Origin of the sequence: Paucibacter sp. TC2R-5 (genome assembly GCF_025717605.1) — a bacterium.
Taxonomy (GTDB): Bacteria; Pseudomonadota; Gammaproteobacteria; order Burkholderiales; family Burkholderiaceae_C; genus Paucibacter_A; species Paucibacter_A albus.
This window is the reverse complement of sequence record NZ_JAJIRQ010000009.1, coordinates 39921-54363: the sequence shown is the minus strand read 5'-3', so window position 1 is coordinate 54363 and position 14443 is coordinate 39921. Positions and strand designations below refer to the sequence as shown.

Here is a 14443-nt window from a genome sequence, read left to right as displayed (position 1 = left end):
GCTGTTCGACGAGACTGGACTTAGACCAAGACCTCAGCACTGGCCGGATGCCCCAAAAACCCCTCGGGACTAGCACTGCGCCCATAGGCACCGGACTGAAACACCACCACCAAATCGCCGATTTCGGCCGCCGGCAAATCCATCCGGTCGGCCAATAAATCCAAAGGCGTACACAGCGGCCCGACCACCGACACCGACTCGCGCTCGAGGCTGCCGGCCTTGTTGCCTATCGTCACCGGGTAGTTTTTGCGAATCACCTGGCCGAAGTTGCCAGAGGCCGCCAAGTGGTGATTCAAACCACCGTCGGTGACCAGGTAGACCTGGCCGCGAGAAGTTTTCCGGTCGACGATGCGCGTGACGTAAATGCCCGCCTCGCCGACCAAGTAACGCCCTAGCTCGATGACCAGCGAGGCCTCGGGCAACTCAGTCGCCGCGCGCTCCACCAAGGCTTGCAAATTGGCAGCAATCGGTGCGAGATCGAGCGGCTGCTCACCTGGGAAGTAAGGGATACCAAAGCCGCCACCCAGATTCAGGAACTTGACCGGAGACGGCGCCAGCGCCGCCAAACGCAGAGCCAACTCATAGGACTTCTGCTGCGCCTCGCAAATCGATTCGGGCCGAAGATTTTGGGAGCCCGCGAACAAATGGAAGCCTTCAAAGGCCAGGCCAAGGCGACCCACTTCGGCCAGCAATTCGGGCATTTGCTCGGTATCGATGCCGAACTGCTTGGGGCCGCCACCCATCTTCATGCCCGAGCCCTTCAGCTCAAAGTCCGGGTTGACGCGGATCGCCACGCGTGCGGGAAGCCCTAAGCGCGCCGAAGCCTCGGCCAAGACCGGCAACTCACGGCTTGATTCCACATTGATCAGAACGCCCGCTGCGACCGACTGGCGCAACTCGACATCCCGCTTTCCGGGGCCTGCAAAGCTGATCTCGGCCGGGTCGGCGCCGGCGTCCAAGGCCACCTTCAGCTCACCGGCCGAGGCCACATCGATACCGTCGAGCAAGCCCGCCATCAAACCGACTACCGCCGGCATCGGGTTGGCCTTCATCGCAAAATGCAGCTTCACCTGCGCCGGCAATGCCTTGCGCAACTGCGCCACACGGGCCCGCAATAGCTCGCGGTCATAGGCGAAGAACGGCGTTTGGCCGACCCGCTCGGCCAGCACGGACAACTTCTGGCCGCCGACCAGGAGTTCGCCGCTTGCTTCAACTTGGAACTGCGACATCGGCGCGTGGATCGGTGCGCGCTTCACTGCAACTGCATCAGACATGGCTTGGGGTATCTCTCAAGTACTCAGGCGAGGTGGCGTTCTACCCAATCGGCAGACAGCAGCTTGCGATCGATCTTGCCATTAGGGTTGCGCGGCAATGGTCCGGCCTGCACCTCGATGCCGGCCGGCACCATATAGGCCGGCATATGCTGGCGACAGGCCGCTTGAAGGGCCGCCAGGTCCAGCTCGGCTACACCACTGGGTGGTGTGACGATCACCTGAATCACTTGGCCCAAGGTCGGGTGATCAACGCCAAAGGCGACGCATTCACCGACCAGCTTGCTGGCATAAAGAACCTCTTCCACTTCCGTTGGGCTAACGCGGTAGCCTGAAGTCTTCATCATCTCGTCGCGCCGACCAATGAAGTACAGATAACCTTCGGCGTCCCGCCGCACCGTGTCGCCGGAGAACACAGCGTACTCTGGCAATGGCAACCCGGCCTGCCGACCCGGAGCACCGGCCGGCAGCAGCTTGTAGCGCTCGGCCGTCTTTTCAGCATCGTTCCAGTAGCCCATGGCGACCAAGGCGCCCCTATGGACCAGCTCGCCCGGCTCTTCGGCGTCACAGAGACTGCCGTCTTCGCGCAGCACCAGGATCTCGGCATTGGGGACGGCCTTGCCGATTGAATCGGGCCGGCGATCCACTTCCTCGGGCGGCAAATAGGTCGAGCGGAAGGCCTCTGTCAGGCCGTACATCAAAAACGGCTTGGCGGAGGGCACGCGCGCCCGCAGCTTATCCAGAGTTTCGCGCGGCATACGCCCGCCGGTATTGGCAAAGTAGCGCAGATTTTCATTGATGGCGGCGGGCCACTCCAATTGTGCCAGCTGGATATAGAGCGGCGGCACGGCAGTTAGGCCGGTCACCTTCTCGCGCTCCATCGCCTTCAATACATCGCGCGGCATCAGATAGTTCAGCAGTACAACCCGCGCGCCACTGTGAAAGGCAGTGGTCAATTGGCTGAAGCCTGCGTCAAAGGACAAGGGCAAGGCAGCCAGCAAAGTGTCTGAGGGCCTGTTGTCCAGATAGGAAGCCACGCTCTTGGCGCCGGCCACCATATTGCGATGTGACAAGACCACGCCCTTGGGTCGTCCCGTAGAGCCCGAGGTGTAAAGAATGGCGGCCATATCGGTGTCGATGACGCGGTGGCCGGCTCGCGCAGGCGCCGCCAGCATGTCGCGCCAGACATGCTGGCTATGGCCCTGCCCTGCTTGGGGCTGTTGTGCGCCATCGGTCAAGACAACATGGCGCAAGGCCGGGCAGGTTTTCAAAGCCTCGCCCAACAAGGCATAGCGCTCAGGCGAGGTCAGCAGCACACGCACTGCGCAGTCCTGCAGGATGAAGCTCACCTGCTCGGCCTTCAGCAAGGGGTTCAGCGGCACAAACACCGCGCCTGCGGCCGGTGCGCCAAAACTGGCAATCACCGTCTCGAAACGTTTTTCCAGGTAGATGGCGACTCGCTCCCCGCGCTGCACACCCAAAGCCATCAAGCCTGAGGCAAATGCAGCGGCCTCCATAGCGAGTTCCGCATATGTTTGATGCTTTTGCCCATAAACCAGCGCCGACGCATCAGCAAATCGCTCCGCAGCGCAGGACAAAAGCTCGTTCAGGCAGTTCGATTCAGTCAAGTTGTGAAATATGGTGGGGCGCCAAAAAAGTATCGCACACCGATTTGCAGTGACAAGTCACCGGACAAGCGAGATGGCAGGTGAAGCCCTCGCAGATGATCAAGACTGCCATGGAAGTCCTGGCGCTAGCGCAGCGGCTAAGATGCGCAACCTTTCAACAGGCCAGGACCGGCTTAAGGCCCAACCTGCCCCTTTGCCCCTTGTTTCGCCTGCATCCCCTTTAAGCGGGCGGGCCTCGGTTATCTGGATTTCGAACACTATGGACACGCAGCAGCAAGTATTGAGGATTTTGGACGAAGTCCTGAGCTTGGCCGGCCGTAGCGCCGGTTTTGACCGCGACACTCACTTGCTTGGCGCCATCCCTGAGCTCGATTCAATGGCCGTGGTCAGTTTGCTCATCAGCCTGGAAGAAAAGCTCGGCATCACCGTCGACGACGGCGAAATCGATGGCTCGACCTTTGCCACCGTGGGTTCACTGACGGACTTTATTGACGCCAAGCTCGCGGCTTGACCTCAAATCCAAGTACCAAAGATTTCCTTTTATCAGCAACTCTGCCCACCGGACCTGGTGGCTCAGCGCGCAAGCGCATGGCTTCAGAACCGTCAGACGCCCTCGCTTTCGCAGACTTCAGCTGAGCTTGTGGAGAAAAGGAAAAAGCCCGCAGTTGCGAGGCTGCGGGCTTTTAAGACCTGCGAGCTTTGCAGCCCGCAGGAGACTCGAATCAGCGGAAATATTCGCCGGCTGATTAACGCACGACGGCGATTTGCGACTTCGCGCCACCCTTGTAGGTGTACATGGTCAAAGCGCCATTCTTGATGTCGCCCTTGGGGTCAAAGGAAATCGTACCCGTCACGCCCTTGTAACCCTCGGTCTTGGCCAACACAGGCAGATACTTGGCTGGGTCGGAAGAACCAGCCTTGACCATGGCGGCGGCCATCACATTGACGGCGTCATAGACATAAGGTGCGTAGATCTGCACGTCAACCTTGTACTGCTCCTTGAACTTCGCCTTGAAGGCTTCGGCGATCTTCTGACCTTCGCCGGCCTCGACACCACCGGCTTCAGCGCAGTAGACCTGGCTGTCAGCCATCGTGCCAGCAGACAGCTTTGGCAACTCGCCCGAGCAAATGCCATCACCGCCAACGAACTTGGCATCAATGCCCAACTGCTTCATTTGACGCAACATCGGGCCGGCCACGGCGTCCATGCCGCCGAAGAAAATCACGTCAGGCTTCTTAGCCTTCAGCGAGGTCAGGATGGCGGTGAAATCCGTTGCCTTGTCGTTGGTAAATTCGCGTCCAGCGATCTTGCCGCCAGCGGCCTTCACGCCCTTTTCGAACTCGTCGGCCACGCCTTGGCCGTAAGCCGTACGGTCATCGATCACTGCGATCGACTGGCCTTTCAGCTCTTTCACTGCATATTTGCCCAAAGTGCCGCCCAGGTGCACATCGTCAGCCACCACACGGAAGGTGGTCTTGTAGCCGTTGCGAGTGAACTTGGGGTTAGTAGCAGATGGGGATATCTGCGGAATGCCTGCATCGCTGTAGACCTTGGAAGCAGGAATCGATGTACCCGAGTTCAGGTGACCGATAACGCCCTGAACCTTGGAGTCGACCAGCTTTTGAGCGGCTGCAGTGCCTTGCTTTGGATCGCCAGCGTCGTCTTCTGCCAGCAGTTCAAACTTGGCCTTCTTGCCGCCAATCATCACGCCCTTGGCGTTCAGTTCAGCAATCGCCATACGGGCGCCCAACTCATTGTCCTTGCCCAGATGCGCGATAGCGCCGCTGGTTGGACCAACGTGGCCGATCTTGACGACCAGCACCTCTTGGGACATGGCAGCGCCACTCAGCAGCAGCGCCACGGCGCCCACAACAACGTTCAACTTAACTTGCATGAATTACCTCCGGATAGGAAGAAGAAGAGCTTTTTGCCGTTGAATTCTCAACTGGAAGAACATACCCCAAAAACTGCCTCAACCTATATGGGGAAACCATGGGAAACCGAAGACTTCCTGCCGGCGTTGTGGCTAGTTGTCGTTAGAGTGAAACAGCCGCTTTAAAAGAGCGTAATAACGAGGGCGTAATTCCAAGTTCACTCAGCACTTCAATCCGACTGTGTTGCCGAGCCTTGGTCAAGCAAAGGCTCCAGCCGCGACAAGAGCTCGGTGCGGAACTCTTCGATGGCCTTGTCCACCAGGGCAAGAATCGCTTGCTTGCGTTGCTCTGCATCGCTTTCAACGTAGCCCGGCATGACCTCTGCCGGAGCCTCCAACTCTAGATCAAGCCCTTGCCCCCACCCCTGCGCGGGCAGCGCCCCCAGGCTGGTCTCCTCCAACACCTCGGTCAGGGTCGGCACTTGCCGCAGCAAGGGAAGCACCGGGTTCAAGCAGGCACCTTGTGGTGGCTGATGTTCAGTCCCAGCGCTTCATAGTGTTTAAAGCGCCGCCGGCCCGCCTGAACTTGCCCCTCGTCTTGAGAGACGACCTCCAAGACGCGCTGGAACTGATCAAAGCCCTCGGCCACCTCGACACCCAAGTTCAATAGAACTTCCCGATGAGCAAACGCCAAGGCCTGCTCATGCAATTGGATTGGCGTCGCGGCAATCAGCAACGAGTCTGCAAGTCCTGCAGACAAGTCCAGATGAGGCACAAATTCAGCCGGCTCAAACGCCCAAAGAGCGGCGTCCAAGCGTTTCAACAGGGCTGCAGGGCCGCACACACCGACCCGTGAGCCCGACTGCTGCGCTTTGCGCAGCAGTCGGCAAACATAGGCCAGTCGCTCAGGCACACCGGTATAAAAACTCACCTGAGTCATGGCTTGAACCGAATCAACAAATGATCGACTCTCAGCGCACTTGCGACAGCACAAAGTGCGTCAACAAACCAACCGGCCGGCCGGTGCCGCCTTTGGCCGCGCCGCCCTTCCAGGCGGTGCCTGCGATGTCCAAATGACCCCAGCGGTACTTGCTCGCAAAACGCTGCAAGAACTTGGCCGCCGTGATAGAGCCGCCGGCACGAGAGCCCACATTAGCCACATCGGCGAAGTTGCTCTTCAGGCCTTCTTCGTACTCGTCATCCAAAGGCATGCGCCAGCAAGGGTCCAAGGCGGCCTCGCCAGCCGCTGACAAGGACGCTGCCAGTTCGTCATCGCTTGCATACATGCCGCTGCGCACACCGCCCAAAGCGATCACGCAAGCGCCGGTCAGCGTCGCCACATCCACCACCACCGCAGGCTTGAAGCGCTCGGCATAAGTCAGGGCATCGCACAGCACCAAGCGCCCTTCCGCATCGGTATTCAGAATCTCGATGGTCTGACCCGACATTGAGGTCACCACATCGCCCGGCTTGAGTGCCCGGCCACTGGGCATGTTTTCACAAGCAGCGATGATGGCCACCAAGTTGAGCTTGGGCTTGAGTTCGGCAACAGCGCGCAAGGCACCGATGACGCTGGCGGCGCCGCCCATATCAAACTTCATCTCGTCCATTTCGGCGCCAGGCTTCAGGGAAATACCGCCCGAATCAAAGGTAATGCCCTTGCCGACCAACACCACCGGCGCCTGCGTTTTCGCCGCACCGTCGTAGCGTGCCACGATGAAACGCAGCGGCTCATCCGAGCCTTGCGCCACCGACAAGAAAGAACCCATGCCGAGCTTCTCGACCGCTTTCTTGTCCAACACTTCGACCTTCAATCCATGAGTGCGACCCAAGGCCTTGACCTGTTCACCGAGGTAGGTCGGCGTAGCGTAATTGCCAGGGCGATTGGCGCATTCACGCGCCAACTCAATGCCGGCACCAATCGCCTGACCACGTGCCATACCGGCTTTGGCGGCCTTGGGCGCGGCCGCATCGGCCTTGTTCGTCAGCAAAGTCAGCTTTGCCAGCTTGCCCGCTTCAGGTGCGCTGGGCTTGGTGTGCCGGTAGGTATAGAGCGAGTCACTGGCGGCCAAGACAAACTGCTCGGCCAGGCTTTCCGTCATGGCGTCGAAGCCAACAAAGGCAACAGCGGCATGCACGGCGCCGCGCCCTTTCAGTTGCGCCAGGCCGAGTTGCAACGCGGCACGAGCAGCCTTCAGAGTGGGCTTGCCGGCGGCAGCAAACACCAGGCGTGGAGCCTTCACGCCTGCCGGGCGCTGCAAAGCAATCGCCTTGCCCGCCTTGAGTTCAAAGTCGCCCAGCTTCAGCGCGTCCGCGGCGAGCGAGGCCAGGCCAGCATCCAAGTCGGTAGGCAGCACCTCACCGGCTATCAGTACGATCAAGGCATCTGCGTTGGTGCCGGCCAATGCGTCGAAGGACGCAGTCTGTGTACGAAAGTCCATAATGTCGCCGAATAGATAAAGTGCCCGGATGTTATTCGATTCCTCAGTACGCTCAGAACTCACCCGCAGCTTCGGTGTTACCTTTGTGGTCATCCTCACCATCGTGCTGACGATGATGTTGATTCGCACCCTGGGTCAAGCCGCCGGCGGCAATGTCGCCCCGCAAGACGTGATGTTGCTGATGGCCTACGCCTCCTTGGCTCATCTGCCCACCATGCTGACCTTGTCGCTCTTCATTGCAGTGGTGGCGACCTTGGGCCGGATGTACCGGGAGTCGGAAATGACGATCTGGTTCTCCAGCGGTATCGGCCTGAGCCGCTTCGTCAAGCCGGTGATGGGCATGAGCTTGCCGATCTTGTTGTTGGTGATTGTTCTGGAACTGATCATCTGGCCCTGGGGCAATCAAAATAGCGCTCAACTGCGCGATCAATACCAAAAACGCAGTGACCTCTCGCGCGTGGCTCCTGGCCAATTCCAGTCCTCGAGGGACGGCAGCAGTGTGTTTTTCATCGAACGTGACGCCAAGGATGAGCGCACGGGGCGCAATGTCTTCATCTTGTCCAGCAAAGAGAAAACCGAATCCGTCACCACCGCGGCCCGGGGGCATATCGAGTTGACCGACACCGACCGCTTTTTGGTGCTGAACCAAGGTCAACGCAATGAAGCCAATGCCGTGACGGGCGAGCGAACGCGGGCAAAGTTTGAGCAGTACCGGATTCTTGCGGACAGCCAAGTGCTGCGCAGCGCAGACCAATTGAAACCCAAGGCAACGCCCACGCTGGATCTCTTGCGTGCGCCCTCGCCGGCCAATGACGGCGAGCTGACTTGGCGGATTGGCATGTGCCTGGCTTGCTTCAATATGGTGCTGCTGGGCTTGGGCTTGGCCGCCACCAACCCTCGCCGCCCAAACAACTGGAACCTGCTGTTTGCGCTGCTGAGCTTTGTGGTCTATTTCAACCTGGTCGGCTTGAGCCAAGGCTGGGTCAGCAATGCGCGCACCAGCATGGCTGTGGCCCTGGTGTCGGTTCACGGCGGCATCTTTTTGCTGGCCCTGACGCTGCTGTGGCTGCGCGACCAAGGTAACCGCATCCATTTCACTTGGCGCAAGCCGGTCGGAGCCCGCGCATGAAGACGGTGCGCCGTTTGCTTTACCGCGACATCGTCGGCTCGGTGTTTTTTGTGTCCCTGGCCTTCTTGTCGCTGTTCTTCTTCATCGACTTTATCGACGAACTCGACAATATGCGCCGCGTCGAAGCCGGCGCCTTCAAAGCAGCCTTGCTGGCCTTGATGGACATTCCGGGGCACTTCTACCAGTTGTTCCCGATTGCCGTGTTGATAGGCAGCATTTACTCCCTGGCGGGCATGGCGCAGTCCAGCGAATTCACGATTCTGCGCACCGGCGGCTTGGGGCCAGGGCGAGCACTTGGCTTGCTGGCCTATCTGGCAGCTGCCTTTGCGGCCCTGACATTTTTGGTGGGTGATTTGGCCGTGCCCTATTTCGACTTGCAGGCGGATACCATGCGAGCTCGATTCGTCGGCGCCGCCGAACAGACCCGGCGAGGCGCCTGGCTCAAAGACCATCAACTGATCGATGGCCAAGAGCGCAGTTTCTCGATCAATGTCAGCCAAGCGGATGCATCGGGCCGCTTGCAAGGCGTGCGAATTTTCGAGTTTGATCATGCCGGTGGTCTGGTTGCACGCTTGGCCGCAAGCCATGCCATGGTGGATGCCAAAGGGTTTTGGCGCTTGTCGGACGTGACGCAAACCGAATGGGTCAGTGTCAGCGACAAGGTGAATTCCCCGGCATCTGTGGGCGACAAGGAAACGCTGCGGGTGGTGCGCGAAACCAAGTTGGCCGAGCTGAACTGGAAGAGCTCGCTGCATGCCGGCGTGATCGCTGCGGCGGTCTTGCCCGCCGCCTCTATGTCAACCTTGGAGCTCTACCGCTACACCCAACATCTGTCGGCCCAGGAGCAGTCAGCTCAAGTCCACAAGATTCAGTTTTGGCGCAAGGCCATCTATCCTTTTGCCTGCTTTGTGATGGTCGCTTTGGCGCTGCCCTTTGCCTATCTCCATGGTCGTGCCGGGGGCATCAGCCTGAAGGTTTTTGGCGGCATCATGCTGGGCATCAGTTTTGTCTTGCTCAACAACGTCGCAGGCCATGTCGGCATCTTGCAAAACTGGGTTCCCTGGCTGGTTGCGACCGGCCCCAGCTTGTTCTACCTCGCCCTGTCGCTGGCCGCCTTCGGCTGGCTGGTGCGTTACCGCTGAAAGAAACACACACGATGGACGGCTTACTCCTGTTTGCTCATGGCGCGCGCGACCCCGATTGGGCAAGGCCTTTCCATGAAGTCAGCAAACGAATTGCGCTGCGCCGGCCCCAGCTGGCCATGCGCTTGGCGTTTCTGGAATTCATGCAGCCCGAGCTGGAAACCGCCGCCCACGAGTTGGTTGCTATGGGCTGCCGGCGCATCCACATCGTGCCCATGTTTCTCGGCACCGGCGGCCATGTGCGGCGCGATATCCCGCCGCTGCTTGAGCGCTTGCGCGAAACCTGCGGGCCTGCGGTCGAATGGCTGCTGCACCCGGCTTTGGGCGATCAAGAGACGGTGGTGCAGGCAATGACCGAGGCCAGCCTTGCCTGGCTGGACGGACCTGCCGGCAGCCCCGACGCAAGACCATGAATCTGCATCAATTCCGCTTTGTACAGGAAGCGGCGCGGCGCAATCTCAACCTGACCGAGACCGCCAAGGCCTTGTTCACATCCCAGCCCGGCGTTTCAAAAGCGATTCTGGAGTTGGAAGAAGAGCTGGGCATCGACATCTTCTCGCGCCACGGCAAACGCCTGCGCCGCATCACCGAACCCGGCCAGCAAGTGCTGGCCGCGATCGAGATCATCATGCGCGAGGTGGGCAATCTGAAGCGCATCGGCGAGGAATTCTCCAAGCAAGACAGCGGCACGCTCTCGATCGCCACCACCCATACGCAAGCCCGCTATGTGTTGCCAGGGCCGGTGGCGCAACTGCGCCGCCAACTGCCCTTGGTGCGCGTCAGCCTGCATCAGGGCACGCCCGACCAAGTCGTGCGCATGCTGCTGGACGACAGCGCTGATGTGGGCCTGGCGACCGAATCGCTCGCCCATATCGAGGAGCTGGTCAGCCTGCCCTGCTACGAGTGGCAGCATGTCTTGGTCGTCCCGGCTGGCCATCCGCTGGCGCAGGTCGAGCGGCCGACGCTTGAGCAGTTGGCCAGTGAACCCATCGTGTCCTATCACCCCAGTTTCACCGGCCGCACCCGCATCGACAAAGCCTTTGCGGCGCGCAATTTGCATCCCAATTTTGTGCTCGAAGCGATCGACTCCGATGTCATCAAAACCTATGTTCGCTTAGGCATGGGCATAGGCATCGTGGCCGAGATGGCGGTGCGCGAAGACTCGCCTGGGGGCGATCTCGTCGCACGCCCGCTGGGTCATTTGTTTGGCCAAAACGTCACCCGAATCGCCTTCAAGCGCGGCGCCTATCTGCGCAACTATGTCTACAGCTTTGCCGAACTGCTGTCCGACCGGCTGAACCGACACCTGCTGGAGCGAGCGATGAGCGGCGACACCACCGATTACAGTCTTTGAGCTGAAGCCCCCTGCCCAGATGAGCAAGTTCACGCCCCTAACACCGCAACTACGCAGCCGCCTGCCTCGCGTCGGCACCACCATCTTCAGCACCATGTCGGCCCTGGCCCAAGCACATGGGGCCGTCAATCTGGGGCAAGGCTTCCCCGATTTTGATGGTGACCCGGCCTTGCTGGATGCGGTCAACGCAGCAATGCGGGCCCATCACAATCAGTATCCGCCGATGCCTGGTGTTCTCTTGCTGCGGCAGGCCGTCGCAGCCAAGGTGGCGGCAATGTATGGCCACAGCTATGGCGTCGAAGACGAAATCACCATCACGGCCGGCGCCACACAAGCGATCCTGACGGTTTTGCTGAGCATCGTTCACCCCGGGGACGAGGTCATCGTCTTGGAGCCCTGCTACGACAGCTATCTGCCCAATATCGAGTTGGCCGGTGGCGTGGCGGTGCGAGTACCCTTGACGCCGGGAACCTTTCGCCCCGACTTTGAGCGCCTGGCCGCTGCCATCACACCGCGCACGCGTGCAGTGATCATCAATACGCCGCACAACCCCAGCGCCACCGTTTGGTCGTCGCAAGAAATGCAAGCCTTGGCAGACACCTTGCGTGGCACCGAGGTGCTGGTGCTCAGCGACGAGGTCTATGAACATATGGTGTATGACGGCGCCCAGCACCTGAGCGTCGCGTCCCACCCCGAGTTGCAGGCCCGCAGCTTCATCGTCAGCAGCTTTGGCAAAACATTTCATGTCACCGGTTGGAAGATCGGTTATGTGCTGGCCCCCAAAAGCTTGATGCACGAGTTCCGCAAGGTCCATCAGTACAACGTGTTCACGGTCAATACGCCGATGCAATACGGGCTGGCAGCTTACCTGCAAGACCCGCAGCCCTATCTGCAGCTGCCTGCCTTCTATCAGCGCAAGCGCGATTTGTTCCGAGCCGGTTTAGCTGGCTCGAATCTGCGACTGCTGCCCTGCGAGGGCAGCTACTTTCAGTCTGTGGATTACCGTGCTGTCGCACGGCTGGGTGACATGCCGGGTCAAAGTGCTTGCGAGTGGCTGATCCGGGAACTGGGCGTCGCGGCGATCCCGATGTCGGCCTTTTATTCGGAAGGCGACAGCCAGACCATCATCAGGTTTTGCTTTGCCAAACGGGACGAAACCCTGCAGCAGGCCCTGGCGCTGCTGCAGCAACTTTGATCAGAACTTGCCCGAGCCAGTGCTTGGCGCAGTGCTGCTAGGCACATGGGCGCTCACAACATCGTCGAGCAAGATGTCCACGCCGATGTCCACGTCCCTGGCCAGGGGCGCGGCGCCGCTACTACCCCCTGATCCGCCAGCGTCCGAGCCCGTGCCGGGCTTGCCCTGCCAAACCATGGTAGCCATCAGATCAAAACCAGTTGGATGGCCGGCCTGGAAGTCGGTCTCCAGGGGCAAAAACAGATCAATTTCTTCGCCGCGCACCTCATGCTCCGAGCGGTCGCGCGCAACGCTGTAGAGCAACAAAAGATCGCGCAAAGCCGGCAAATCAAAGCTCGCCGATCGCCCGTCTCTGGACGACAGCAATTTCTGCAGCGCCACCATGCTGGCACCACTGTCGGACCAACGTGACTGCAGGCTGCTGATCACGGCGGGATAGGCTTCAAGCCCCTGCCCTAACTCCAAATTCACATCCCAGGCTGGTGGCGAAGTATTGAACTCAAGGGCGTAGCGGCCCGCGATATCGGCAAAGGCCAGCGCGTCTCCGCGCTGCTGGCAAATCTCCATCAGCTTCAGATAGGGCAATGCCGAGTGATTGGCACCGTCTGCACCCTGCCTCAGTTGGCCATGCAGCAAGTCGACAGCGGCCTCGTCCTGCCCCAAGACCAAGAAGAAATCGACCTGCTGCTCCAGGTCGATCAACTCTTCAACGCTGACAAGGTGCTGGTCTGTGGCTGCCTGAGTCTTAGCTGTGCCCTCCGCGCCCACCCCGCCGAATGCGGCGGCAATGCTGTCGGACGGATCAATAAACTGCACGCTCAGCGGCTCATGATTGGGCTCGGCGGCCATCAACTGAGAGAATCGCGCCAAGCTGGACAACTCTTTGTCGGGCAACTCGGCCGGCATGGTGTTCGGAATGGGCGCATATTCGGCGCCGACGCTATGAGGCAATGCAATCGTCTGCTCTTGCGGCGCAGCAATCGGCGGCGCAGCGGCCCCTGTTTCGGCGTTCAGTTGCTCCGCCTTGAGTGGCTGCGCTAGCTCCACGTTCTGCGCTTCGCCCGACGGCCGCGAATCACTTGAGCTTCCTGCATGAGACTCAGCGACTTCGGGCGCATGCCCCCACCAATTGCTGTCGCCACCCGTTTGATGTTGAGACTGCTTGCGCCACAGATAAGCTGTGGCAAGGCTGAGCAGCAGCGCGAGCGCCCCCAAGACCCATGTCAAAGGACTGAAGGCATTAGCGGGCGTTGGCGCCGCCCCCGCCTCGAGACCTTGCCGCATAGCGTTCAGCTTCAGCGCATCACCGCGATACTCCGATTGCAAGCCAAGCAGGCCCGACTCGACCTTCTGCAAGCGCGCCAGGGCAGCCTCTGCCGCAGAAGCAGCGGCGGCCGAATTGTTCGCTGCGGCGGAATTCGGATCAAAGGCTTCCAAACGCAGCTTCGGCTCGGTCAAGCTCGCAACCGAAGTCTTCTCTGTCTTTGCAGTTGGCGCAGCTTTTGTCGTTTGCGAGCGGCTTGCGGCGCTTGGCGGCGCCGATTCTGGCAAAGCATCGGACTGCTTAACAACAGACTTTGCGGCCGATTCAGTCGCGCTGCTCTTCGAGCCTGCCTTGCCCTGCGCCTTGCTACCCCCGGCAGGCGCAGGCTTGGCGGCAGTCAGACGCTCTTGCCCGATGGCATCCGACAAATTCGCCCCCAGCAGCTCTTTCGGTTTGGCGTCTGTGGTGGCCAATGCAGCCCGCAAGGCCGGTGACAAAACGCGCGGGCTTTCGCCGCTCGTATGCGGCTCGGGCGAAGCGCCGTCTTGCGCGCTCGGCGGGTCCATCAAGGCACTGAACTGACGCGTCAACCGGGCCGGGCATCCAAGGCTCAAGGTGACACTCAGAATCGGCTCCTCAATCGGCACCGAGCTGAGAACTCGAATCGCCCGCAAACTGGTCTCGCTTTCACCCTCCAGGCGAACGCCGACCTTGTTGGCAGGCAGCTTCGCGCCACCTGCCATGACTTCGGCCGATACGCAGTCCATGGACAAGGACTCACCGGCCCGCAAACTCAGCGGGAACGACAAGACCAAGGGTTGACCCAGCACCGAAAGAACTTGTGGACGGCCCAGCCCCAAGGCTTGCGCATTGCCAAGCTGAGCCATGAGGGCCAATGCCAAGGCGCTGAGCGAGCAAATGCGCCAAGCGGCGCCGCGTAAATGAGTGGGGGGCACTGCGTTATCTCGGTCCATGCCAGGGGCCAATGTTATTTCGGCTGACTCTAGCATGGCTGACCACGCATCAATCCGGCCATCTAGCTCGGCGTTGTATATGTGCTCGCAGGATCAGCGGCGGCAAACAAGGCCGCTTGGCTGCCCAATTGACGGGGCGCATTGCCGACGCACCCGCGCGCGCTCTTGAAT

General features: G+C 60.3%; 13 protein-coding genes. 6 read left to right on the top strand and 7 right to left on the bottom strand.

The window, feature by feature from the left end:
* Positions 1-20 precede the first annotated feature (20 nt).
* Complete coding sequence (locus LNV08_RS19385) at positions 21-1274, bottom strand: pyridoxal-dependent decarboxylase, exosortase A system-associated (protein ID WP_263535390.1); 1254 nt, start codon at positions 1272-1274, stop codon at positions 21-23.
* A 23-nt stretch (positions 1275-1297) separates the two neighbouring features.
* A complete protein-coding gene (locus LNV08_RS19380; RefSeq protein WP_263535389.1) occupies positions 1298-2899 on the bottom strand; it encodes an acyl-CoA ligase (AMP-forming), exosortase A system-associated in 1602 nt (533 codons plus the stop codon).
* A 259-nt stretch (positions 2900-3158) separates the two neighbouring features.
* Between LNV08_RS19380 and LNV08_RS19375 the strand changes: the two genes are divergently transcribed.
* Positions 3159-3410: an acyl carrier protein gene (locus LNV08_RS19375; RefSeq protein ID WP_263535388.1), complete on the top strand. Its 252-nt coding sequence runs from the start codon at positions 3159-3161 to the stop codon at positions 3408-3410.
* A gap of 235 nt (positions 3411-3645) precedes the next feature.
* Here LNV08_RS19375 and LNV08_RS19370 read toward each other — a convergent pair whose 3' ends face one another.
* The 4 genes from LNV08_RS19370 to LNV08_RS19355 all read right to left on the bottom strand — a co-directional run bounded on the left by LNV08_RS19370 (position 3646) and on the right by LNV08_RS19355 (position 7214).
* Positions 3646-4794: a branched-chain amino acid ABC transporter substrate-binding protein gene (locus LNV08_RS19370; protein ID WP_263535387.1), complete on the bottom strand. Its 1149-nt coding sequence runs from the start codon at positions 4792-4794 to the stop codon at positions 3646-3648.
* 209 nt (positions 4795-5003) lie between these two features.
* Positions 5004-5285, bottom strand: coding sequence for a hypothetical protein (locus LNV08_RS19365; RefSeq protein WP_263535386.1), 282 nt, complete (start codon positions 5283-5285; stop codon positions 5004-5006).
* Entirely contained in the window at positions 5282-5713 is a 432-nt protein-coding gene (locus LNV08_RS19360; protein ID WP_263535385.1) for a DNA polymerase III subunit chi, read from the bottom strand. The genes LNV08_RS19365 and LNV08_RS19360 overlap by 4 nt, the downstream gene beginning before the upstream one ends.
* A 31-nt stretch (positions 5714-5744) precedes the next feature.
* Entirely contained in the window at positions 5745-7214 is a 1470-nt protein-coding gene (locus tag LNV08_RS19355; RefSeq protein ID WP_263535384.1) for a leucyl aminopeptidase, read from the bottom strand.
* 28 nt (positions 7215-7242) lie between these two features.
* Between LNV08_RS19355 and lptF the strand changes: the two genes are divergently transcribed.
* Genes lptF through LNV08_RS19330 form a run of 5 tightly spaced genes read left to right on the top strand, consistent with a single transcriptional unit; the run spans position 7243 to position 12034 of the window.
* Complete coding sequence (gene lptF, locus LNV08_RS19350; RefSeq protein WP_263535383.1) at positions 7243-8343, top strand: LPS export ABC transporter permease LptF; 1101 nt, start codon at positions 7243-7245, stop codon at positions 8341-8343.
* Positions 8340-9485 (top strand): LPS export ABC transporter permease LptG, encoded by a 1146-nt coding sequence (gene lptG / locus LNV08_RS19345; protein ID WP_263535382.1) that lies wholly within the window; start codon positions 8340-8342, stop codon positions 9483-9485. The genes lptF and lptG overlap by 4 nt, the downstream gene beginning before the upstream one ends.
* Before the next feature lie 14 nt (positions 9486-9499).
* The gene (locus tag LNV08_RS19340; protein ID WP_263535381.1) at positions 9500-9898 is read left to right on the top strand and encodes a sirohydrochlorin chelatase; all 399 of its coding nucleotides are present in this window, start codon (positions 9500-9502) and stop codon (positions 9896-9898) included.
* Entirely contained in the window at positions 9895-10839 is a 945-nt protein-coding gene (locus tag LNV08_RS19335; protein WP_263535380.1) for a CysB family HTH-type transcriptional regulator, read from the top strand. Before LNV08_RS19340 ends, LNV08_RS19335 begins: the two co-directional genes overlap by 4 nt.
* A 19-nt stretch (positions 10840-10858) precedes the next feature.
* Complete coding sequence (locus LNV08_RS19330) at positions 10859-12034, top strand: pyridoxal phosphate-dependent aminotransferase (RefSeq protein WP_263535379.1); 1176 nt, start codon at positions 10859-10861, stop codon at positions 12032-12034.
* Here the strand turns inward: LNV08_RS19330 and LNV08_RS19325 are convergent, their stop codons facing one another.
* Positions 12035-14254 (bottom strand): FimV family protein, encoded by a 2220-nt coding sequence (locus tag LNV08_RS19325; RefSeq protein ID WP_263535378.1) that lies wholly within the window; start codon positions 14252-14254, stop codon positions 12035-12037. It lies immediately after the preceding gene.
* Between the last annotated feature and the right edge of the window lie 189 nt (positions 14255-14443).

Bases quoted from the DNA above. Each gene is read 5' to 3' on its own strand.
- LNV08_RS19385 (WP_263535390.1), bottom strand. From the start codon at position 1,274: ATGTCTGATGCAGTTGCAGTGAAGCGCGCACCGATCCACGCGCCGATG.
- LNV08_RS19375 (WP_263535388.1), top strand. From the start codon at position 3,159: ATGGACACGCAGCAGCAAGTATTGAGGATTTTGGACGAAGTCCTGAGC.
- LNV08_RS19370 (WP_263535387.1), bottom strand. From the start codon at position 4,794: ATGCAAGTTAAGTTGAACGTTGTTGTGGGCGCCGTGGCGCTGCTGCTG.
- LNV08_RS19360 (WP_263535385.1), bottom strand. From the start codon at position 5,713: ATGACTCAGGTGAGTTTTTATACCGGTGTGCCTGAGCGACTGGCCTAT.
- LNV08_RS19355 (WP_263535384.1), bottom strand. From the start codon at position 7,214: ATGGACTTTCGTACACAGACTGCGTCCTTCGACGCATTGGCCGGCACC.
- lptF (WP_263535383.1), top strand. From the start codon at position 7,243: ATGTTATTCGATTCCTCAGTACGCTCAGAACTCACCCGCAGCTTCGGT.
- lptG (WP_263535382.1), top strand. From the start codon at position 8,340: ATGAAGACGGTGCGCCGTTTGCTTTACCGCGACATCGTCGGCTCGGTG.
- LNV08_RS19340 (WP_263535381.1), top strand. From the start codon at position 9,500: ATGGACGGCTTACTCCTGTTTGCTCATGGCGCGCGCGACCCCGATTGG.
- LNV08_RS19335 (WP_263535380.1), top strand. From the start codon at position 9,895: ATGAATCTGCATCAATTCCGCTTTGTACAGGAAGCGGCGCGGCGCAAT.
- LNV08_RS19330 (WP_263535379.1), top strand. From the start codon at position 10,859: ATGAGCAAGTTCACGCCCCTAACACCGCAACTACGCAGCCGCCTGCCT.